The organism is Rhizobium sp. CAU 1783, from assembly GCF_054551725.1.
In genome coordinates this window covers 1,291,908-1,310,463 of sequence record NZ_JBTOLM010000001.1, presented here as the reverse complement: position 1 = coordinate 1,310,463, position 18,556 = coordinate 1,291,908, and the positions used below count along the sequence as shown (strand labels likewise).

Sequence of the window (18,556 nt, the reverse complement as noted above, 5' to 3'; positions counted from 1 at the left end):
CGCGGGGCGGGTCGTATGCGACCCTTTGCCTCCGGGCTTAGCCGATTTGGGAGAGGATTGGAAAGGTCTGCTGGAACCAAATCGCCATGTCGGCGACGAAACCGAACATGAACGCAAGGCCGGTCAACACAAGGAGGCCGCCCATCACCTTCTCGACCAGTCCCAGATGGCGCCGGAAGCGCGCGAGGAACCGCATGAATGCGCCGGAAAAGGCGGCGGCGATCCAGAAGGGAACCGCAAGACCAAGCGAGTAGACGGCAAGCAACATGGCGCCGTCGCCCACCGTGTCGCGCGAAGCCGCGACGCCCAGGATAGCGCCGAGGACCGGGCCGATGCAGGGCGTCCAGCCGAAGGCGAAGGCGAGCCCCATGACATAGGCGCCCGACAGCGTCGCCGGCTTTCCGCCACCGGAGATGCGCATTTCACGCGAGAGTAAGCCGATCCGGAAGACGCCGAGGAAATTCAGCCCCATCACGATGATGATCAAACCGCCGATCTTCGACAACAGGTCGAGATGCTGCCGCAGCAAAGTGCCGATGGTGGATGCGCCCGCGCCGAGCGCGACGAAGACAGTTGCAAATCCGAGCGTGAAGGCCAGCGCCGAGAGCATCACCGCCCGGCGGGCCCGATCGTCCTGCGTGGCGCCTGCCCCACCACCCCGGAACTGCTCGACCGAAATTCCCGCCATGTAACAGAGATAAGGCGGAACGAGCGGCAGGACGCAAGGCGACAGGAAGGACAGCGCCCCGGCGAGAAGCGCACTGATCAGGGAAATCTCGGCGATCGACACCAGTCTGCTCCTGTAACGGCGAATTGCCGCTTCTCTATCGCCTGCAAGCCATGCTTGCCAATCACCTTTCCGTAGCCTGCGACAAATGCGCAGACGCTGACATGCGGCACTGAATTTTTCGGTTGACCGGCCGAAGGCTCCTGCCTATGTAACGCTCACTTCCGCGGGCACCTCAAGGTTCCGCCTGGGAGAGCGTAGCTCAGCCGGTAGAGCAACTGACTTTTAATCAGTAGGTCCAGGGTTCGAATCCCTGCGCTCTCACCACCGACCCCCAATGTTTTCAGATATTTCCGGCCAATCCCTCACATGATTGTTGTGCGACTTGCGACTAGAAAAAGTCGCACGTGCGACTTTCGTTCGCTGCTTGTTCAAGAGCAGGTTTCCGAATACGCCTAGTCTGCTTGAGGAGGGAATCATGCTCGAAGCCATAATCGACTGGCCAGCCAGGCAGATAGGAAGCTTGATTCCGCTGGCGTACATCGTCGCGTCCATGACGGCATCAATCGGGACTGGGGCAATGATCGCGCGTAGGGTACCTCCCAAGGAGCTCCCGCAGTTCGGCGCTGCAATTGGCATTGCCGTCGGGGTCTATATCGCGGCCGTCCTGTGGCGTTCCCAGCACTGGGCCGCCATCGCCCTTCTAAGCAGCATGAAAGATTGACACTGCTATTGCCGTAAAGAGGTCAACGCCTCTGAACGGTTTACGCGGTCTTGCCATTGCCCATGTCATGATCAAAGCCATTGCCGTGGCCGTGAACCGACGATTTCTGCACTGCAAGCGCGACCGCTGCCTTAGCGGGAAGCAAAAGCAGTTCCGAGACAAAAATCGCAAAAAAGAACACAATCAGCGCCATTGGGCTGTTCGAGAGAACAACCATGACCGTGACGCGTGTGTATTCCAGAATCTCTCGACGATGAGGACCTGACACAGCTTTCGGCTCTTTCGATCCAGAAAGCAGGCTTCTTGCGCGCATCAAGATGGCCAGCGGCAAAATGAGCAAGGCGAGCGTCCATGCGGCCTTGGCGCTGAAGACCAGATCCAAAGAGTATTCGATCCAACGACGATCGCCGGCCGGCAGGTCTTTGTGCTGAAGAAGTCTCTCCGCGCGATCAATCAACTCCATCCGTGCCGGTTGAACAAACGCCGACAATCGGACACGCGCATATGCGTAGAGAGCAACGAAGGCTATCGTGACAAGGATGATGGAACTCGCACTCATTTCCTCTTCCCTTTCCCCAGCTTCTTTTGGCGGCGGCTTTCAAACTCGTGTTTCTGCTGTCCTATCGACTTGTCCTGCAGAAATCCAATCACAATCACTGCGACGACCCCGAATAAGAGCACACCGTCCGGATGATTAACCAGAACGTGCAAAAGAAACCTTAACAATCTGGATGCAAACAACAGAAGCACCCCGACGGCAGGCTCCTCTGCCAGCTCCGGAATGTCGGCGGCAAGCCCTCCCAGCAACCCCAGAAGGGTGAGAAAGCCCAGACACCAACCGAGCAATTTAAAGAGCACTCTAATATATGGCACTATTTCACCGAGAATCCATGGTTGCGGCCACAGATTCTACAATTGCGACAGTTGTGCAAGATGAACCTAGCGCGAAACTTGCAGTCGCGCCGTTTGTTCCACAAGCCTAAACCGCCAGCTCGGCATTGCCGCCGGCTTCGTACCACTCGACGAGTTTGCCGATCGCCGTCGTCGCCATTTCGGGATGGAGCGCCAGGTAGTGGCGCAGGATCAGTGTCGCACCCTGCAGGGAGTGACCGGAGACGGCGCAGATCTCGGGGAGCGTCAGGCCCGACATTGCCATCCAGGTGACGCCGGTCGAGCGGAAATCCTTCTCCTGGACGGTCGCGACCGTCGGAACCTGCTTGGCAGCTTCCGTGCGGATCTCGGCGAAGAGGTTGCGATAGGTGTAGTGGTTCCAGGGCGCCCACATCGCTTCGTTGAGATGGACAAACACCGACTTCAGATCCTTCGAGCGCCGACGCTCGGCCGCCTGGTCCCAGCGCTTTTTCAGCTCGGGCGCCACCGGCGCATTGACGATTGCGCCGGTCTTCTGCTGGCGGACCACGAAGCGGCCGTTGCGGATGGCGGACAGCTTCAGGGCCAGCCGGTCGGCCTGACGCTGGGCAGTCCAGACTCCGGTGTAGAAGACATCGGCCATGTCGGGCCGGCCGAGGCGCTCGGCGGCGTCGACCAAAGCGAGGAATTCGGATTTGGTCAGGAAGCGGGCCCGGGGCGGCGGTTGCTGCATGTCGAGATCGCGGGCGGGATTGAAGACCAGGCCGCGGATCTTGCCGGAGTTCAGACCCCACTTGATGGCAATGCCCATGACCGTCAGCACGCCGCGGGCCGTGGCAAGCCCCCTCTCCTTCCAGAGCTCCTCATAGAGCCCATAGCAGATCGGCCGATCGAGGGCGGCCACCTCGCAGGCCCAGAGATCCGGATCGTGCGTTTCGATGACGCGGCTCTTCTGGCGATAGTCCTTGATGGTCGCCGGCGCCTTGGCCTGCACGCGCGGGCTCTGCAGCCAGTCCTCGAAAAGGCGCGACAGCGGATAGACCGCACGGCGCACGGCCGCCGCAGCCTGGATCGGCGCATTGCTCGCCGATCCTTCCGGCTTCCTCGCCACGGATTTGACCGCCGGGCCGCGTTTGACCTCGTCCTGGGCAAGCGACAGGCAAAAGGCGTTGGACCAGTCCAGCGCCTCGCCCTGACTGAACCAGCGGCCATCGTCGTGGCGCAGGTCCTTGCCCTTGAACCCCTGTTCCCGCAATCCCGAACCGGGCTGGAAACGCGGACGGCCTTCACGCCATGCGACGTGCCGTATTTTCGGGGTGTTGGCCTTTGACATGGTTTCAACCTCAACAATCCATGAACCAATGCCGTCGCTTCTCATCGCGCTCGCAGACGCAGCCGTTCGGCTCTCCAGTCTTGAAACCGTCCGGCGAGATCCGCCAGCCGTGCTCGGTGCCGCAGAGGGCAGCCATATTGACTGCCTCCTCCACTTCTTCGCAAGCGAATGATGCTGGGACACATACCGACATGCTCAGCGCGCCCCGTTTCAGGAATACGACCTGGTCAGTTTTGCTCATGCCGTTCCCCACACCACCTCGCCGACACCCTGCTCTTTTCGTGGCGTGTCGATCTCAGTCCCTCCGCCAGATGTCAGCGCCTCGACCAGGCCGAGAATGTGGCGGCGCTGGATGGGATCTTCGATCCTGTCGAAGGCCTCGACCAGGCGTCGGGCCTGGGAAGAGAGCACCGGCAGCTGCGGCATGGGCAGGCCGTCGGTAAGCGCGCTGCCGGTACCGACGAACAGTGCCTCGAGCGGCACGGCAAGCGCCTTGGAGACGGCGACCAGCTTCGACCCGGAAACGCGGTTGGTGCCCTTCTCGTATTTCTGCACCTGCTGAAACGTTATCCCGAGAGCTTCGCCCAGCTTCTCCTGGCTCAGGCCGCGACGCTGGCGGAGGTTGCGGATGTTGGTGCCGATCGCCACGTCGTCGGGGTTCGGCTTCTTCGGGTTCTTGGCAAACTGCATGGGGTTTCTCCTCTTGGCGTGGTTGACATGAAGACAAAAAGGCCCGGCGGCGCGAACGCAATACATGCGCCGCCGGGCAGGTCGCGGGCCGACAGGGAGGTCATGGGCCCGGGGGATGGGGTTGCTGTCTCTCCAGCTGTCACGCCAGTTTCAGAACCGAGTTACCTGCGGTCGACGTCCACCGAACTGAGGCGGGCCGGAGATCCGCCGCGGCGTCTAACCGCCGTCCGGCCCGCCCTTCTGGCGCCGTGAAGACGTGCGCCGAAGCAGAAGGGGTTCACCCGCGAAAGCGAGCAGGAAGACCAGCGTCTGCGCCGCGATCAGCGGGACGACGATCACGACGAACTGGGACATGGTGACCGGCGGGACGGCGTCGATCCAGTCGAGGAGCGGTTTCAATTGAGCAGCTCCTTTTCGCGGGCAGGCCGCAGCGGAAAGCCGCGGAGCGTGTGCTCGGTGTCGCGTTCGCGGCAGAACATCGCGGCCTCGACGATCAAGCCGCAGCGCTCGGCCCGGAGATCGGCCGCACGGCTCAGCAGGTTTTCGAAATCGGCGGCGACATCTTCCGAGGCGGCGGCATAGGATTTCAGCGCGGCGAGAAGGCGGGCCGTCAGCTGGTCCTGGACCTCGCCGTCGGCCTCGATCTGCCGGATCAGTTCGCGGGGTGTCATCGAATGCGCTCCTTGAGCTTGTCCAGCGCCAGCTTGCCGGCCTGGGTGAGATTGAGCTTGCGGCCGTTTTCGGCAATGAGGCCCTTGGCACGCAGTCCCTGGATGGTTTCGAACTTGAACTGCTCGCTGCCGACCGCCCAGCCGCCGCGCCGCAGGGGCTTCTGGAAACGGAAATGGTCGATCGCGAGCACGGCTTCGCGCTGGCGAGGGGTCAGCGCCTTGAAGGGATCGGCGAGAGCGGGATTGTCAGAGAGGCTGGTCATCCCTCTGCCCTCGCATAGCGGGCGCGCAGGCGCTGGTTCTGGTTGGCGATCATGGTCGGAACGCGGGCGGCGGGCGCGGCGTCCTCGTCGAGGGCGCGGCCGTAGGTTCCGTCGATCCACTCTTCCATGCGCTTGCGCGGCCAGACCCAGCCGAGTGAAGACTTTTCCGGCATGCCTTCATCGCGTGAGAGCCGACGATGATGGCGCATGAACCAGGACGGGGTGCGGCCGGTCGCGGTGCTAAGCTCCTCGAGCGTTACGAATTTTTCAGATATGGACACGGATGCGTCTCCTGCGTGCAAATCAGATGCAGGATCACCATTGCCTTTTTTCATGTGATTTGCAAATGAAAATGTGCATACATGAAATTCGCTGTGACCAAATGCATTCGCTAAGTCGCTAAACGACTGTGGATAATGCGCAAATGGACATGGTGGCGATGCGGCCGTCCGGCCATCGGTCAAGGCAAGAAGTGGTTATGTGCCAAAAAAGGTCGTTTCAGTGACGAAGGTGGCAGCCGCCAACCACGACGCCCTTGATCACCACACTCTCGTCGTCGACGATTTCGGGCATGCCTGGCTCTCCGGAAAGCGCGGCGGTCAACAGGTAGGGCGTGCGATAGACGCGGAAGATCGTCTCGGCCGTGCCGCGCCGCCAGTCGTACTTCTGGGCACATACGGCGTCGCCGGATCGCGGCACCGCTTCCCGATCGACGACGACGATATCGCCCGGGTCATATCCGACGCCGGCAAGCGATCCGGTCTTCAAAACCCATAGATCTACGGCGTTCGAGCGGGCCACGACGGCGCGCAGCGCCTCAACCAGAAGGTCTTGAGTTGCTTCGGCGAATTCGAAAGGGGTGGCTTCACCTTCGCTGAAGATCGGAGCTTCCCTGGGGCGGGTGCGAACCTCGTAGGCCGGAACGCCGGTGGCGTCCTCGATCTTTTTCACGGTCCGGGAGGTCAGCGTGTGTCCGCCATCATCACGCGCACGGAAGCGGGTCAGAGTCGACGGGTTGAGCCGCGCCCTGCGAGCGATGTCCGTCAATGTGAGGCCGCTGGAAGACAGGATGTTCTCCAGCCAGGCCAACTGCTGTTCGCGCAGATCCGTCATGGGCGCGAATATCGCAGTCGCCGCCAAGATGTTCAAAACGCAATACTCCACTTGACTATGTGCAGCAAATCACATCTGCATGTGAAAACACAAGTGCCATGTGAAAATATGGATAGGAAAGATGCAGGTATCCCTCGAAAAAATCGACACCATGCGGGAGCGCCTCGGCGTTGCGCAGGTCGATCTTTGCCGCCGGGCTGACGTCTCGGAGAGCACTCTATCGCGTGCACGAAAGACCGGCCGGCCGCCGACCGGGCGCATTCTCCGCAAGCTTTCATCTGCGCTCGAGGCGATCCAGCGCGAGCGCGGCATCGCCATCGTCGACGAGGCCGGCCAATGAGACGCCCTGCCCTCGCGACCGCCGACGAAGCGGAAAAGATCATGGAGCTCTGGCGATCGCACGCCTTCGATACGCATGACATCGGCCGGATCCTCGACCTGCATGAAAGCGTGGTCGCCCGGACGATCCAGGCGGTGCGCGACATGGCCCGGATGATGGCGGGAGGGCGGACATGACCGCCATTGTTTCCATCGTCCTCTACGGCGTGGCATCGCTTTTCGCGTTCCTCCTTGGCTGGATGCTCCACGAAGCCGGTAAGCGTCATCTGGACAGAGCGGAGGCAATGATCATCGGCGCGACCTTCGCGATGTCCGTTCTGCTGTTCCTCCTCGCTCAGTTGCTGCAGGTGCGGCCATGAGCGAGGCCTATCTGATCGCGATCGGCGGCAGGGTTCCCGCCGACAAGGACGCCGCCCAGGCGCTTTATGCGGAGCTCATTGCCGACATCAACAGCGCCGCCACACGGTACGGCTGGGAGGGCGCGGACTTCGCCGCCTACCGGCTCGCAGACGGCCGCGTCTATCTCGAGGCCGTGCCCGGCCCGGCGCCGCTGACGCTGGAGCGGCTGAAGATCTTTCGTGACGAACAGCGGCAGCGCCGCGACGAGGAAGAAAGGCAGGTGGCGTGATGAATGCAGCAGCAAGACCTCCGATCAAGCTTGGCATCGGCGAGCCGCCGGAGCTCGCCATGATCGCGCTCGACGAGATCCGCGTCGATCAGAGTTACCAGCGGCCTTTGAAGCCGAAGCGCGTTGCGCAGATACTGCGCGACTTCACCTGGGCGCAGTTCGGCGCGTTGATGCTCGTGCGCCAGGCCGACGGCACCTATACCGTCTATGACGGGCAGCACCGCTTCGAGGCGGCGAGCAAGCACCCGCAGATCAAGGCCGTTCCGGCCGTCGTCGTCGAGATCGAACAAGGTTTCGAGGAAGCCGAGCACTTCCTCGGCGTCAACATCAACCGCAGCGCCATCTCCACCGTCGAGAAATACTGGGCGGGGATCGAGGCCGGCGACGGCGCGATGATGCGGATCTGCGCCGTTCTCGAGGAGGCCGGCTGCGAGGTGGTGCCGGCGGGCACCAAGTCGCCGGCGCCGAACCGGACGAGCTCGATCGGCGCGATCGGGCGGGCGCTGGACAGCTACGGCGACGAGGCAGTGACGGCGGCATGCCGCACGCTGACGACGGCCTGGTCGAAGGACAACGGCGCGCTCAACGGCACGATGATCCAGGCGCTGGCCCGGCTCTACCGCAACAACAAGGCGATCATTTCCGAGGAGCGGATGACGCAAAAGCTGACGTCGAAGGATCGCAAGATCCTGACGGCCGACGCCGAGGCGCTGCGCAAGATGGGCGGCGGCGATGCGCCCCTCGCTTTAGCGAAGGCCCTGGTCGAGATCTACAACAAGGGCCTGCAGACCAACCAGATCACGATCGGGGTGAAGGCATGAGCCCGGACCTCGACCGCATCGCCGACCTCGAGCGGCTGATCAGTGTCATCGACGAAGAGCTGGCGCATGCGCCGGCTTTCCCCGACTGGCACAACGGAGACACCTTCGACCAGCGCGACGCCGATCGCCGGGCCTATCACCAGGCCATGGACGCGATCGTCGAGCGGATCGTGAAGGGACACGGCGCCCGCTTCAATCCATCGGCGCATGGCGCCTCGACGCTCCGGATCGCCGGCATTCAATCGAGCTGCACGTCGGGGACTTCTGGCCTTCTGCGCAACTGGCAGGGCGCCGCACGCCGGCGGATCGAGAAACTGAAAGGCGGTGGGAAATGATGGAAACCCGCACCGCAGTGGCGAGGTTCTTTGTGCTGCTCGCCATCATCACGATCCCGGCCGGCATGATGCACCGCTACAGCGAGCTCTTCCGCGTGGAAGAGAAGCTAAAGGCTGATCGCGATCGGCAGAAAAACAGGAGCGCGACATGAGCAATGGCGTAGAAACCCGCTGGTGCCCCGAGCATTGGCTCGACGAAATCGTGCCGGCCCTTGTCGACGATCCGGCCGAGCTCGTCCATCTCATGCCGGACGGTCGATGGATCATGGTCGACGATGCGCTGTCCCTCGACGACACCGGGCACTTCTGCCGGGAGGAACTGACGCCCGGCCAGATCGTCACCTTCTGCGCTCACAGGAACTATGGCGACGCCACATTGACCATCGGGGCGGACCGCAGCCTTTCCGTCTCGCCAGCTGCTCCGGAAGACGCAACGCATTTTGCGCTCGCCGAGGGCCGCTGGGACGGCGGCATGTTCGACAGCGCGGCCGAGCTTGCCGAACGCGGCGGCGACGACTCGATCGACGGCATACCGCTTCCGGCGGGCGCTCATGAAATCACGATCTGGCACTGGTCGAACGGAACGCCTTTCCGCTTCGATCCGGTGGAAGGCAAGCCCGTCTTCCATGTCTCGGCGGGTGCATCATGACCGCCGCCGAGCGCGAAGAGCTGCGCCGGAAGGTGGCGGAGAGCCCGCGGCCCTTCGTGGCGGCTGGTGAAGTGATTGGCGCCATGGTCGCGGTCATGGAGGCGATCGGCGGGCCGATCGTGACGGCCGAGTTTCTGGCGCGCATGCACGACCATGTTCTCGCCCCCCAGGGGCCGGATCACAGCCTGACAGAAATCTGAGCATTCGGCCGGCCCTTGTCCGTTGTACCGGCCCCCTTCGACCACAGAGATGAGCATGCCGAAACGGACCTATCGCAAGGACGCCTGCGCCGAGCTCGCCCGCATCGAAACGAGGCGGGTCGAGCTGAAGATCTCCCATGAGGAGCTCTATCTCGCCGCCGGCATCGCGCGGGCGACCTATTATGCGATGCGGGCCGAGCGGCTCGCCTTTCCCCGCAAGCTTGCGGCTCTCCGCTACGGACTGAGGACGATCGAGCAGCGCCAGCGCAATGCCGAGCGGATCCTCGAGGCGGGTGAAGCATGAGCCGGGACAAGACACGGGCGGCCGCCCGCATCGCGCTTGCCGGGATCCGCGCGGCCGTTTCCGCCTCGATGATCCGGCCCGCCGATCGGCGCGCGGCCGAGCTCTACCTGCTGGTCACCACCTGCAACGTCAACCAGGTGCTCGCGGCCTCCGTCGCGGCCTGCACAAAACAGAACGTGTCGAAGCTTCTCGCCGCGGCCGAGGAACGCCGCGACGTCAAGGAATTCGACGATGCCATCAGCGCGATCGAGCGCGCGATCCTGGGAGAGTGAGATGGGCCAGAACAGATCTCCGGCCGTGATGGCCCAGCGCAGCGAGGCCCATGACAGCCTCGACGATTTTCCGACGCCGCCCTGGGCGACGCGGGCGCTGATCGAACATGTGCTGATCCCGGCCGGCCCGCGCACGATGCTGGCGCGATCGGTCGCCTGGGACCCGGCCTGCAATCGCGGCTTCATGGCGCGGCCGCTGGCTGAGTATTTCCGGGACGTCCGGGCGTCCGATATCGAGGACTACGGCTTTTCCGGCCACCAGGCGACGGTCGACTTCCTGTGGCCCGGCTCGTCGAATGATGTCGGCGGCGATATCGACTGGGTGATCACCAATCCGCCCTTCCGTCTTGCAGAACAGTTCATCGAGCGCGCTTTCGACCTCAACCTCGAGGGCTTTGCCTTCCTGATGCGGACGTCGTTTCTCGAAAGCGAGGGCCGTCATGCCAAGCTGTTTTGCCGCTTTGCGCCGACGATCGTCGCGCAGTTCTCCGAGCGGGTGGTGATGCACAAGGGCAAGGTCGTCGATCCGAACTTTGCCGTTCAGGTCCTGGACAAGAAGACAGGCAAGATGGTGTGGCGCAAGCCAAGCACCGCGACTTCCTACATGTGGTTCGCCTGGTTGAACGGTCGCACGCGGAACACGGAATCGAAGCTCGTCTGGATACCGCCCTGCCGCGAGCAGCTCGAGCGCGGCCGCGACTACCGTCCGGGAGCGATCGAATGAGAAAAACGACGCTCCGAAAATGTATTCTATGGCTGCTGCCTAATCTCGTGGGCGCTATCGCACCAGATCTGGCAGCGCGCGCGGAGAGCGCAGCCGGGGCGGCACTTGCAGCCTTTGGTCTTCCCTTCGTCGGAACGTTGATCTTCTTAGCCCTCCTGGACCTCTGGAGGCCGGAGAAATGAGCCGATTTTCCGTCGCAAAGGATCGCGTCGTCAGCGACCTCGAGGCGATCGTCGAGGACCTGCTGCAGGCCAGCCGAAAGTACCTGAAGGGCGGCACGTGGAACGTGCGCAATCCCTATCGGGCGAAATCCAAGGAAAGCCAGATGGTCGTCTGGACGCGCGGCGCGCGGCGCGGCGCCTGGAAGGATTTCGTGTCCGGTGAACAGGGCGACGCGATCGACCTCGTCGCCTTCGCGCTCACCGGTTTTGTCTCCGCCGACAGCCGCATGACGGCCGTCGCCTGGGTCGAGGACCGCTATGGCCTGAAGAGCATGGACCCGAAGCTGCGGGAAAAGGCGGCGGCCGAGGCGAAGAGCCGGAAACTCGCCTCCGAGGCCCGAGACGAGAAGCGCCGGACGGCGGCGCGCGACCGGTCGCGGAAATTCTTCTTTTCCTGCCGCGAGACGATCCTCGGCACTCCGGTCGACACCTATCTCGCCGGCCGCGGGATCGCCCTTGCCAGGGTGCCGGCGCTCGGCCGGTCGATCCGATTTCATCCGGCGGCCGAATATTGGCGCGACGAGGCGCGGCCGACCTTTCCGGCGATGATCTCCGCCATGGTCGACGAACACGGGAAGCCGGGCGCCAACCACTACACGTTTCTCAGCCATGACGGCCGAGCCAAGGCGCCGGTCGAAAAAGCGAAGATGATGTTTCCGGAAACGTCCGGCCTAGTCATCCGCCTCACCAACGGACCGAGCGGACTTTCGCCCGAAAAGGCGGCCGAGGCGGGGATCCGCGGGCCGGTCGGCATCACGGAAGGCATCGAGGACGGCCTGACCGGCGCGATCGCCGAGCCGGCGCTCAGGATGTGGGCCGCCGGATCGCTTTCCGGGCTGCTGACGGTGCCCGACCATGCGGCGATCTCCGCCTTCATCGTCTTCAAGGACAACGACTGGGGCAAGCCCCAGGCGACCGCGCTCTTTGACCGCGCGATCGCCAGACTGAAGAGCTTCGGGAAGCCGGTGGAAGTGATCGCGGTGCCGGCCGCCTGGGGAAAGGACCTCAACGACGCGATCAATTCAGGAGAATGGTGATGAATTCCGAACATGCCGCGCTGCTGCAGGACTACCTGCGTATGATGGAGCGCACACGCAGCGAGATAAAGGAGCTCCGCGCGACCATCGATCGCCTGGCTCCGAAAGCGGGCGCCTACGACCTCATCGCCCAGATCTTGGGACTTCTGCCTCGTCAGTCGCAGGGCTACGGCGAAGATTTGGTGTGGAAGCTCGATCAGAAGATCAAAGACGTCGAGGTTCTGATCAACCAGACCAAGGACGGTACGCTCGCCGGCGACGGCGCGCTCGGCGTCAAGACCACCGAAGGAGCTGCAGCATGAATATCGAGGACATCAACGCCGTGGAATTCGCGGCAGCCGTCGGTCACGTCACCGCCGGCCAGGCCTTCGGCATCCTTCAGCAGGGCGGCTGCTGGATCGGTCCGGACGTTGACGACGACGACCAGGAGGCGATCATCAAGGCCGCCATGGTGCTCGGCGAATATGTCTGCACGCGGACGCTCGTGCCCGGCCAGCTGATGACCTATGCCGCGATCGAGCGGTTGCGGACCGACGACGACGACGTCGACGTCCATCGCAACCGAGCGGGGGCCTATGAGCTCTTCACCGTGACGGCTGCCCATGCCTTCACGCTGATCACGAGAGAACAGCAGCGGCTCGCCGAGGAGAAGGCGCGGCAAGCGAACCTCGAGGCGGTGAAACCGATCCCGATCAAGGACACGATCTTCGCTCCTTACGGCACGCTCGACGAGATGGAGGACTACCAGAAGCAGTTCCTCGCCGACACCGAACGGGAACAGCAGCGTCTCCTCGAGGAGCAGCAGCGCGTCACGTCGATGGAAACGGACGACGGCAGGATCCTGATATCCGGCGGCCCGGTACCTGAACCGACCATGCCGGCAATGACGCTCGGCCAGGCCATCCCGACCACCAACGAGAGCGAGGACCAGCATGAAGAAGAAACTGCAGATCCGGGACAGGAAACTGGCAGCACGGGCACGACAGCTGAGGAGACACCGGAGGCTGTTCGCCCTGCAGGTGACGCGGGATCTGAACGAGCTGATCCGGAAGGGCTTCCGGCAGCAGACGTTTCGCCGGCTGGCGAAGCAGGGTCGCCGGCGGCGCTGCCGGGCGATGACGGCGCTGGCGAAGAAGGCGAGCGCAAGCCCGTGGAACAGGCACCGGTGACGGCCGAGGGCGGCGAAAAGCCGGCCAAGGGCAAATCAGCGAACTGAAATCGGTATCCGAAATGTCAACCGGAAGGCGGGTTTTGACCCGCTTTCCGGCAGGGGATGAAAAAAAATATGGTCAGCGAACAACAGCAGGACGGAGCGCGCAAGGTCGGCGGCCTGATCACCGGCGCCGTGAACCGCGTCCGTCTCGCCGAAAAGCGCCGTGCGGCGCCCTACCCATCCCCCGGCCAGGCGCTCGAGGGAATTCCGCCCGGAGAATGGCGCGAGGCCGGCCGTGTCGATTCGACGGGCTATCTGCCGGAAAACTGCCCGGTGCGCCCGCTCGGCTATGACGGGGAAAACTTCTTCTTCGAAGACACGATGGGCCAGGTGTTCAATACCGGCGACGGCGCGCTCGGCGTCGAGCGGATCCAGAAGCTCTTCGCCGGCCACGAGGATTTTCTGTATTGGGCCTGGCCGGCGAAGGAGCCGAAGAAGATGCGGGTCGATCCGAGCTTCAAGGCCGAGCGCGTGCGGCGCGATCTGTTTTCGGCCTGCCGGGAGCGCGGCGCCTGGACAATGACCGACATGGTGCGCGGCCGCGGCGCCTGGCGCAACGTCCAGGGCAAGCTGATCCTGCATTGCGGCGATCACCTGTGGGTCGACGGCGACATCGACGACACCGGCGAGCGCGACGGCTATTTCTACGCAAGGCGCCCGCCGAGCCTTGCGCCCTGGGCGCATCCGGTCGAGGACCAGGACAACCCCGTCCCGGAGATCTTCAGAATCCTGCGCACCTGGAATTTCGAGCGTGGGGATCTCGACGCGATGATCCTGCTCGGCTGGATCGGCATCGCCATGCTGGGCGGGGCGCTCGACTGGCGGCCGTCGATCTTCATCACCGGCGACGCCGGCACGGGAAAATCGGAGCTCATCGGCCGCCATGGCCTGTTCCGCGCCATCCTTGGACGCATGATGATCTCGACCACCAATGCCAGCGAGGCCGGCCTCTATCAGCTGGTCGGTCATGACAGCCTGCCGATCGCCATCGACGAGATGGAGGGCGACGAGGCTCCCGAGCAAACGCAGAAGATCATCAAGATGGCCCGCGACGCGGCGAGCGGCTCGGTCAGGATCCGCGGCGGCCAGAACCACAAGGGCGTCGAGTTCGAGGCACAGTCGAGCTTCCTGTTTTCAGGGATCAATCCGCCGCCCCTGCCCCCGGCCTCGCTGACGCGCATGGCGATCATCCAGCTCAGGCCGCTGAAGGTGACCAGCAACAAGGCGCCGACGATGAAAGCGGCCGAGACGGTCGGGCCCCGGATCCTGCGCATCCTCGCTGATCGCTGGGAGGATCTCGACTACCGGCTGGACGACTACTACGCGATCTTGCGGGAGGCGGGCCACAACAGCCGCGGCCAGAAGACGTTCGGTGCCTTCCTGGCGATGGCCGACGTGATGATCGGCGATCGCGGGCTCAAGGAACTGGGATTGCCGTGCGAGGAACGCGCCCAGTGGGGCGCATTGCTGAAGCCGCAGGACCTGCAGGAGCTCGAGGGCGCAGAGCCCGCCTGGAAACAGGCGCTGGATGCCATCATGACCAGCCAGATCGAGGCCTTCAGCGGCGGACAGCGGCGCACGGTCGCCCAGGAACTCGCCCGCATCAAGTCGAGCATGCCCGACGAGGAAATCAAGGAAGCGCGCAGCAAGCTCGCTGCGGCGGATCTCGGCATCATGGGCACGGATGATGATCCGATCCTCTGCATACCCAATGCCAGCCGTGTCATCGGCAAGGCGCTGCTAGACACGCCCTTCGGTGCCCGCAATGGCAATGGGCCGTGGAAGTTTGCCCTTCGACGAGGGCCGCCCGAGATCATCCTGCAGCCGGAGCAGGTCAAGCAGGGCATGACCGACAACAGGGTCAGCGTCGCCGGCCGGCAGACGCGCTGCATCTTCGTGAACCTCAAGGCCTATCGCGACTGGACCGCCTGACATGAGCGCAACTCACACGAGCCGAGGACCGCCATTTTGCGCGCTTTTGCGGCCGAGAACCCACACCCTGACCCTTCGCGCTGCGCGGAACCGCGTGGTTGACGTTTTGCGGCCTGGTGTAGGGTTTACCCATGGTCGCAAAGCCTGTGTCGCGTCTGTCTATTTGTCTAGGGAAGTGTCTAGGGCGAGTGGCAAGGCAAGTGACTGTAAACCTTCAGCAAATCAGCCTCCCTAGACGGATAGACAGTTAGACAGGCGAAAGCCTCACATATGCAGAGGCGTGCGCACGTATACGAGGGATGTAATTGTCTAATTGTCTAATCGTCTAAATGAATATGTAAGTCACTGAAATATAACAGTCTTTCACTTAGACGGTCGCTAGACAGCACCTAGACAGGTTCAAGCCGGAGCAAGGAATTAAATATTGGCGAACGGGTCGGAAAAGGATTTCCAGGAGCGCGCCGGCGGCGGATCCGGCGAGGCCTCAAGCGGCGGGTTCGACTGGCGATCGGACGCAGAGGCAAGCCTCGAGCGGCACGATCCGGGCAAGGCCGAGCGGCGGCGGGGACGGCCGAAGGGCGCGGGCAACCGCAAGACGGCCGCCTTCGCGGACTGGTACCAGGAGAAGGGCTTCAAGGATCCGCTCGAGGCGCAGGCCGAGTTCCTCTCCGCCGATCCCGTGGCGCTGCAGGCATGGTTCGCCGAGCACGAGCGGACGCTCAAGGCGATCGGCAAGGCGACCGGCCTCGCCGTCCCTGCCCTGGTCGACATCGTGAAAGAGCAGATGGCCTGCGCCCGCGATCTCGCGCCCTACCTGCACGGCAAGGCCAAGGTGCGCGAGGATGATCCGGACCAGCGCCTGCCGGTGCTGATCGTCAACCTGGGCACCAACCAGCTGGACCAGGCGCAGCAGGTCGCCCAGGCACGCGGCCTTTCGCTGGGACAGCCGCTCACGATCGATGCAAGCAATATCAATGGGTTAGCGATCATGCCGGGCGAAAGTCGCACGGCAGGAAGTCGCACGGAAGACAAAGGCGAGTGATTACAATGTCTTATGGATCGTTCCCGCTGATTGGATATCAGTCACTTAAACCCCCGGCTTGCGAGGGGGACCGGCCATTTTCGAGCGATCGACCTGGGCACTCCCAGCCCCAGGCGGCAGCCATGCCCCCCCGGCATAGCTCGCCCCCTGCCCCCCGGGCGGCCGGCCTTCCCCCGAAGGGGGGTGCCCCCCTCCCGGAGGGGCGGGCGCACGCGCACCGATCCGATTTCCGGCAAGGGGCCTATGCCCCGGATGGGATGCCCGTTTTGGGGCAGGATGCGCCGGACTTGCTCCACCTCCCAGGGGTCGGGGTTTGGGTGAATGAGCTCGCCGCGGTCCTCCCCGCCGGTTCCGGGTCGGGGTCCGGGACTTGTCAAATCGTGCGGCGTGTGATTCTGTCGGACGACTGCGGAGGCGAAAGCCCAGCCGGGGAACCCGGCCATACCGATGCTGCCCCACAAGCGTTGCGATGCGATACGAGGCGGTCCGCAGCTCTTCTCAGCCTTTCGAACGCACAACAGAAGCGGACACCTTCCGCCCTGCGGGCTCCAGGTGACATCAGCGGAGCCGGCGCGCCTGCGCTGATGCGCGCGCCGGCACTTCCGCGCGGCAAGAGGGCCGCGCGATGACCCAGCACCTGGTCGATATCGTCAACCGCGACGACATCAAGACGTACAACGACGCGGAGATGCGGGATCTCGTCGCCAAGCTCGAGCGATTCGAGGATTTCAACCCGTTCAACTACACGCCACCCGGGCCGGTCGCCCAGGAGTTTATCCTGTCGCCGCTCACCACGGCCTTCCTGATGGGCCCGCTGGGTGGTGGGAAAACCACGGCATGCGCTTTCAAGCGCATCTATGCCGCCACGCTCGCGCCGATCGCCTGGCACCCGGAAACCGGCAAGCCGACCCGCATGTGCCGCTGGATCGTTCTGCGTGACACCTTCCGATCGGCGGAAAAGACCGTTCTCGAGAGCTGGAAACAGTGGTTCCCCAAGACCTATCCGGGCTCGTCCTGGTCGGGCGGCAATGATCGGCCGGCGATCCACACGCTGCGCTTCATGGGCGAGGACGGGATCACGATCGAGGTCGTGACGGAGTTCGCCGGCCTCGGCGAGAATTCAATCGAAACCCTGATGAAAGGCCGCGAATATTCCGGCGCCTGGCTCAACGAAGCCGACACCCACGCCGCCGGCGCCCTCGACGATGCCGAGCAGCGCGTCGGGCGCTATCCCTCGGCCAAAATCCTGCTTTCCGAAGACGAGCTCCTCGAGCTCGAGCGCGTCATGGGCCGCAAGCTGGTCAACGGCCGCCGGCGTGCCCAGGTCATCGGCGACCTGAACGCCCCGACGCTGGACAATCACGTCTATGAAAAGTTCATCAAGAAGCCCACGCCCGATCGCCATCTCTTCCGGCAGCCTTCGGGCCGCTCGGCGGAGGCCGAGAACCGTTTCAACCTCGAGCCTGACTATTACGACAAGATCATTCGGAACCAGGAGGAGCACTTCATCAAGCGAATGGTCGACAACGAGTTCGGCTATTCCCGCCACGGAAAACCGGTCTTTGAGAGCTACCGGCGCGATCGCCATGTCGCCCGCTCGAGGCTGATCGTCAATGCCCGCCAGCAGCTGGGCATCGGCGTCGATACGTCCATGCATAGCCTTTCGCCCGCAGCCGTCTTCGGCCAGGTGCACAACCCCGGGCGCATCGCAGTGCTTCGCGAACTCTACATGGGGCACGGGGTCGGAACAGCGCGATTCGGCGAAGGCATCAAGGGCGTACTGTCGGAACATTTCTCGAATGTCGGTGCGATCCGTATCTGGATCGACCCGGCCGCCGAGTATGGCGCCGACAAGGAGGGCGGCCAGCTGACGGCGATCGAGATGCTCTCCGTGATCCTAGGCCTGCCGATCCTGATCCCGTTCAACGGATCAAACGAGCTCGGCATGCGCCTGGATGGCGTGAAGACCGAGCTTCGCGGCTACCTCGAGGCCGATACGCACCTGACCATTTGCCCGGAAGGCTGCCCGCTGCTGATCGAAGGTTTCGATGGAAAATACCGCTACAAGAAGCGGCCGGAGCATGCGTCGAACGAATATGACGAGACGCCGGAAAAGAAGCACCCCTGGTCTGACGTACACGACGGCCTGCAGTATCTGGTCGGCGGGATCCGCGGGCGTACCGCGATCATCCGCGCAGCCGGCGACGTCGATCGCCGGGAGGAGCGCGAGCCAAGATCGCGCCGCGACCGAAGCTCTCCGTGGGGTTCGGGGTCCTTCGATCCTCACAAGGCCGGCTGGTGATGGCCGCTATCACCGTCGGCAGCCCCGCGACAATCCTCGACATGGCTGAAATCCATGGGCCAATGTCGCCGCTGATGTGGGATGTCTGCCGAGAGATGCACCGCAACGGCCGAACCTGGTCGCTGACGATCGACGGCGCTCTTGCT

Annotated in this window: 29 protein-coding genes and 1 tRNA gene; 20 read left to right on the top strand and 10 right to left on the bottom strand. The window is 63.5% G+C overall.

From position 1 onward, the window contains the following. Positions 1-37: 37 nt before the first annotated feature. The gene (locus ACX93L_RS06080; RefSeq protein WP_459403991.1) at positions 38-790 is read right to left on the bottom strand and encodes a cytochrome c biogenesis CcdA family protein; all 753 of its coding nucleotides are present in this window, start codon (positions 788-790) and stop codon (positions 38-40) included. 188 nt (positions 791-978) lie between these two features. Here ACX93L_RS06080 and ACX93L_RS06075 point away from each other — a divergent pair. Then, positions 979-1,054, top strand: a tRNA-Lys gene (locus tag ACX93L_RS06075). A gap of 151 nt (positions 1,055-1,205) precedes the next feature. Continuing rightward, positions 1,206-1,451 (top strand): hypothetical protein, encoded by a 246-nt coding sequence (locus tag ACX93L_RS06070; RefSeq protein WP_459403990.1) that lies wholly within the window; start codon positions 1,206-1,208, stop codon positions 1,449-1,451. A gap of 40 nt (positions 1,452-1,491) precedes the next feature. On the opposite strand, the gene ACX93L_RS06065 is transcribed toward ACX93L_RS06070, so the two are convergent. The 9 genes from ACX93L_RS06065 to ACX93L_RS06025 form a co-directional block, all read right to left on the bottom strand. Continuing rightward, a complete protein-coding gene (locus tag ACX93L_RS06065; protein WP_459403989.1) occupies positions 1,492-2,010 on the bottom strand; it encodes a hypothetical protein in 519 nt (172 codons plus the stop codon). A gap of 420 nt (positions 2,011-2,430) precedes the next feature. Further along, positions 2,431-3,654, bottom strand: coding sequence for a tyrosine-type recombinase/integrase (locus ACX93L_RS06060; RefSeq protein ID WP_459403988.1), 1,224 nt, complete (start codon positions 3,652-3,654; stop codon positions 2,431-2,433). Between the two features lie 10 nt (positions 3,655-3,664). Beyond that, the gene (locus ACX93L_RS06055) at positions 3,665-3,895 is read right to left on the bottom strand and encodes a hypothetical protein (RefSeq protein WP_459403987.1); all 231 of its coding nucleotides are present in this window, start codon (positions 3,893-3,895) and stop codon (positions 3,665-3,667) included. After that, a complete protein-coding gene (locus tag ACX93L_RS06050) occupies positions 3,892-4,344 on the bottom strand; it encodes a helix-turn-helix domain-containing protein (RefSeq protein ID WP_459403986.1) in 453 nt (150 codons plus the stop codon). Before ACX93L_RS06050 ends, ACX93L_RS06055 begins: the two co-directional genes overlap by 4 nt. A gap of 216 nt (positions 4,345-4,560) precedes the next feature. Continuing rightward, entirely contained in the window at positions 4,561-4,743 is a 183-nt protein-coding gene (locus tag ACX93L_RS06045) for a hypothetical protein (RefSeq protein ID WP_459403985.1), read from the bottom strand. Then, entirely contained in the window at positions 4,740-5,015 is a 276-nt protein-coding gene (locus ACX93L_RS06040; protein WP_459403984.1) for a hypothetical protein, read from the bottom strand. The genes ACX93L_RS06045 and ACX93L_RS06040 overlap by 4 nt, the downstream gene beginning before the upstream one ends. Then, positions 5,012-5,278 (bottom strand): hypothetical protein, encoded by a 267-nt coding sequence (locus tag ACX93L_RS06035; RefSeq protein WP_459403983.1) that lies wholly within the window; start codon positions 5,276-5,278, stop codon positions 5,012-5,014. The genes ACX93L_RS06040 and ACX93L_RS06035 overlap by 4 nt, the downstream gene beginning before the upstream one ends. Next, positions 5,275-5,559, bottom strand: a complete 285-nt coding sequence (locus ACX93L_RS06030) for a hypothetical protein (RefSeq protein ID WP_459403982.1) — start codon at positions 5,557-5,559, stop codon at positions 5,275-5,277. Before ACX93L_RS06030 ends, ACX93L_RS06035 begins: the two co-directional genes overlap by 4 nt. A gap of 217 nt (positions 5,560-5,776) precedes the next feature. Next, positions 5,777-6,391 (bottom strand): helix-turn-helix domain-containing protein, encoded by a 615-nt coding sequence (locus ACX93L_RS06025; protein ID WP_459403981.1) that lies wholly within the window; start codon positions 6,389-6,391, stop codon positions 5,777-5,779. 121 nt (positions 6,392-6,512) lie between these two features. Between ACX93L_RS06025 and ACX93L_RS06020 the strand changes: the two genes are divergently transcribed. From ACX93L_RS06020 to ACX93L_RS05935, 18 genes are all read left to right on the top strand, one after another. After that, positions 6,513-6,731: a helix-turn-helix domain-containing protein gene (locus ACX93L_RS06020; RefSeq protein WP_459403980.1), complete on the top strand. Its 219-nt coding sequence runs from the start codon at positions 6,513-6,515 to the stop codon at positions 6,729-6,731. After that, positions 6,728-6,907 (top strand): hypothetical protein, encoded by a 180-nt coding sequence (locus ACX93L_RS06015; RefSeq protein ID WP_459403979.1) that lies wholly within the window; start codon positions 6,728-6,730, stop codon positions 6,905-6,907. The genes ACX93L_RS06020 and ACX93L_RS06015 overlap by 4 nt, the downstream gene beginning before the upstream one ends. After that, positions 6,904-7,089 (top strand): hypothetical protein, encoded by a 186-nt coding sequence (locus ACX93L_RS06010; RefSeq protein WP_459403978.1) that lies wholly within the window; start codon positions 6,904-6,906, stop codon positions 7,087-7,089. The genes ACX93L_RS06015 and ACX93L_RS06010 overlap by 4 nt, the downstream gene beginning before the upstream one ends. Beyond that, a complete protein-coding gene (locus tag ACX93L_RS06005) occupies positions 7,086-7,358 on the top strand; it encodes a hypothetical protein (protein WP_459403977.1) in 273 nt (90 codons plus the stop codon). Before ACX93L_RS06010 ends, ACX93L_RS06005 begins: the two co-directional genes overlap by 4 nt. Then, a complete protein-coding gene (locus ACX93L_RS06000) occupies positions 7,358-8,179 on the top strand; it encodes a DUF6551 family protein (protein ID WP_459403976.1) in 822 nt (273 codons plus the stop codon). Before ACX93L_RS06005 ends, ACX93L_RS06000 begins: the two co-directional genes overlap by 1 nt. Further along, complete coding sequence (locus ACX93L_RS05995; protein WP_459403975.1) at positions 8,176-8,514, top strand: hypothetical protein; 339 nt, start codon at positions 8,176-8,178, stop codon at positions 8,512-8,514. Before ACX93L_RS06000 ends, ACX93L_RS05995 begins: the two co-directional genes overlap by 4 nt. Further along, a complete protein-coding gene (locus ACX93L_RS05990; RefSeq protein WP_459403974.1) occupies positions 8,511-8,666 on the top strand; it encodes a hypothetical protein in 156 nt (51 codons plus the stop codon). The genes ACX93L_RS05995 and ACX93L_RS05990 overlap by 4 nt, the downstream gene beginning before the upstream one ends. Continuing rightward, positions 8,663-9,163, top strand: a complete 501-nt coding sequence (locus ACX93L_RS05985; protein ID WP_459403973.1) for a hypothetical protein — start codon at positions 8,663-8,665, stop codon at positions 9,161-9,163. The genes ACX93L_RS05990 and ACX93L_RS05985 overlap by 4 nt, the downstream gene beginning before the upstream one ends. After that, positions 9,160-9,363 carry a hypothetical protein gene (locus ACX93L_RS05980; protein ID WP_459403972.1) on the top strand — a complete coding sequence of 68 codons (204 nt, stop codon included), beginning with the start codon at positions 9,160-9,162 and terminating at the stop codon, positions 9,361-9,363. The genes ACX93L_RS05985 and ACX93L_RS05980 overlap by 4 nt, the downstream gene beginning before the upstream one ends. A 55-nt stretch (positions 9,364-9,418) precedes the next feature. Beyond that, complete coding sequence (locus tag ACX93L_RS05975) at positions 9,419-9,667, top strand: hypothetical protein (protein WP_459403971.1); 249 nt, start codon at positions 9,419-9,421, stop codon at positions 9,665-9,667. Continuing rightward, on the top strand, positions 9,664-9,939 hold the full coding sequence (locus tag ACX93L_RS05970) for a hypothetical protein (RefSeq protein ID WP_459403970.1): 276 nt from the start codon (positions 9,664-9,666) through the stop codon (positions 9,937-9,939). Before ACX93L_RS05975 ends, ACX93L_RS05970 begins: the two co-directional genes overlap by 4 nt. A gap of 1 nt (position 9,940) precedes the next feature. Beyond that, positions 9,941-10,663, top strand: a complete 723-nt coding sequence (locus ACX93L_RS05965) for a class I SAM-dependent methyltransferase (protein ID WP_459403969.1) — start codon at positions 9,941-9,943, stop codon at positions 10,661-10,663. 178 nt (positions 10,664-10,841) lie between these two features. Next, the gene (locus ACX93L_RS05960) at positions 10,842-11,921 is read left to right on the top strand and encodes a DUF7146 domain-containing protein (RefSeq protein ID WP_459403968.1); all 1,080 of its coding nucleotides are present in this window, start codon (positions 10,842-10,844) and stop codon (positions 11,919-11,921) included. Next, positions 11,921-12,223, top strand: a complete 303-nt coding sequence (locus ACX93L_RS05955; RefSeq protein ID WP_459403967.1) for a hypothetical protein — start codon at positions 11,921-11,923, stop codon at positions 12,221-12,223. Before ACX93L_RS05960 ends, ACX93L_RS05955 begins: the two co-directional genes overlap by 1 nt. Continuing rightward, entirely contained in the window at positions 12,220-13,137 is a 918-nt protein-coding gene (locus ACX93L_RS05950; protein ID WP_459403966.1) for an ICP22 family protein, read from the top strand. Before ACX93L_RS05955 ends, ACX93L_RS05950 begins: the two co-directional genes overlap by 4 nt. 69 nt (positions 13,138-13,206) lie before the next feature. Continuing rightward, on the top strand, positions 13,207-15,066 hold the full coding sequence (locus ACX93L_RS05945; RefSeq protein WP_459403965.1) for a hypothetical protein: 1,860 nt from the start codon (positions 13,207-13,209) through the stop codon (positions 15,064-15,066). Between the two features lie 424 nt (positions 15,067-15,490). Next, positions 15,491-16,108 carry a hypothetical protein gene (locus ACX93L_RS05940; protein WP_459403964.1) on the top strand — a complete coding sequence of 206 codons (618 nt, stop codon included), beginning with the start codon at positions 15,491-15,493 and terminating at the stop codon, positions 16,106-16,108. A 625-nt stretch (positions 16,109-16,733) separates the two neighbouring features. Further along, positions 16,734-18,410, top strand: coding sequence for a hypothetical protein (locus ACX93L_RS05935; RefSeq protein WP_459403963.1), 1,677 nt, complete (start codon positions 16,734-16,736; stop codon positions 18,408-18,410). Positions 18,411-18,556: the final 146 nt, after the last annotated feature.

Coding starts and splice junctions, on each gene's coding strand:
- ACX93L_RS06070 (WP_459403990.1), top strand. CDS start 1,206: ATGCTCGAAGCCATAATCGACTGGCCAGCCAGGCAGATAGGAAGCTTG.
- ACX93L_RS06065 (WP_459403989.1), bottom strand. CDS start 2,010: ATGAGTGCGAGTTCCATCATCCTTGTCACGATAGCCTTCGTTGCTCTC.
- ACX93L_RS06060 (WP_459403988.1), bottom strand. CDS start 3,654: ATGTCAAAGGCCAACACCCCGAAAATACGGCACGTCGCATGGCGTGAA.
- ACX93L_RS06055 (WP_459403987.1), bottom strand. CDS start 3,895: ATGAGCAAAACTGACCAGGTCGTATTCCTGAAACGGGGCGCGCTGAGC.
- ACX93L_RS06050 (WP_459403986.1), bottom strand. CDS start 4,344: ATGCAGTTTGCCAAGAACCCGAAGAAGCCGAACCCCGACGACGTGGCG.
- ACX93L_RS06040 (WP_459403984.1), bottom strand. CDS start 5,015: ATGACACCCCGCGAACTGATCCGGCAGATCGAGGCCGACGGCGAGGTC.
- ACX93L_RS06035 (WP_459403983.1), bottom strand. CDS start 5,278: ATGACCAGCCTCTCTGACAATCCCGCTCTCGCCGATCCCTTCAAGGCG.
- ACX93L_RS06025 (WP_459403981.1), bottom strand. CDS start 6,391: ATGACGGATCTGCGCGAACAGCAGTTGGCCTGGCTGGAGAACATCCTG.
- ACX93L_RS06020 (WP_459403980.1), top strand. CDS start 6,513: ATGCAGGTATCCCTCGAAAAAATCGACACCATGCGGGAGCGCCTCGGC.
- ACX93L_RS06015 (WP_459403979.1), top strand. CDS start 6,728: ATGAGACGCCCTGCCCTCGCGACCGCCGACGAAGCGGAAAAGATCATG.
- ACX93L_RS06010 (WP_459403978.1), top strand. CDS start 6,904: ATGACCGCCATTGTTTCCATCGTCCTCTACGGCGTGGCATCGCTTTTC.
- ACX93L_RS06005 (WP_459403977.1), top strand. CDS start 7,086: ATGAGCGAGGCCTATCTGATCGCGATCGGCGGCAGGGTTCCCGCCGAC.
- ACX93L_RS06000 (WP_459403976.1), top strand. CDS start 7,358: ATGAATGCAGCAGCAAGACCTCCGATCAAGCTTGGCATCGGCGAGCCG.
- ACX93L_RS05995 (WP_459403975.1), top strand. CDS start 8,176: ATGAGCCCGGACCTCGACCGCATCGCCGACCTCGAGCGGCTGATCAGT.
- ACX93L_RS05990 (WP_459403974.1), top strand. CDS start 8,511: ATGATGGAAACCCGCACCGCAGTGGCGAGGTTCTTTGTGCTGCTCGCC.
- ACX93L_RS05985 (WP_459403973.1), top strand. CDS start 8,663: ATGAGCAATGGCGTAGAAACCCGCTGGTGCCCCGAGCATTGGCTCGAC.
- ACX93L_RS05980 (WP_459403972.1), top strand. CDS start 9,160: ATGACCGCCGCCGAGCGCGAAGAGCTGCGCCGGAAGGTGGCGGAGAGC.
- ACX93L_RS05975 (WP_459403971.1), top strand. CDS start 9,419: ATGCCGAAACGGACCTATCGCAAGGACGCCTGCGCCGAGCTCGCCCGC.
- ACX93L_RS05970 (WP_459403970.1), top strand. CDS start 9,664: ATGAGCCGGGACAAGACACGGGCGGCCGCCCGCATCGCGCTTGCCGGG.
- ACX93L_RS05965 (WP_459403969.1), top strand. CDS start 9,941: ATGGGCCAGAACAGATCTCCGGCCGTGATGGCCCAGCGCAGCGAGGCC.
- ACX93L_RS05960 (WP_459403968.1), top strand. CDS start 10,842: ATGAGCCGATTTTCCGTCGCAAAGGATCGCGTCGTCAGCGACCTCGAG.
- ACX93L_RS05955 (WP_459403967.1), top strand. CDS start 11,921: ATGAATTCCGAACATGCCGCGCTGCTGCAGGACTACCTGCGTATGATG.
- ACX93L_RS05950 (WP_459403966.1), top strand. CDS start 12,220: ATGAATATCGAGGACATCAACGCCGTGGAATTCGCGGCAGCCGTCGGT.
- ACX93L_RS05945 (WP_459403965.1), top strand. CDS start 13,207: ATGGTCAGCGAACAACAGCAGGACGGAGCGCGCAAGGTCGGCGGCCTG.
- ACX93L_RS05935 (WP_459403963.1), top strand. CDS start 16,734: ATGACCCAGCACCTGGTCGATATCGTCAACCGCGACGACATCAAGACG.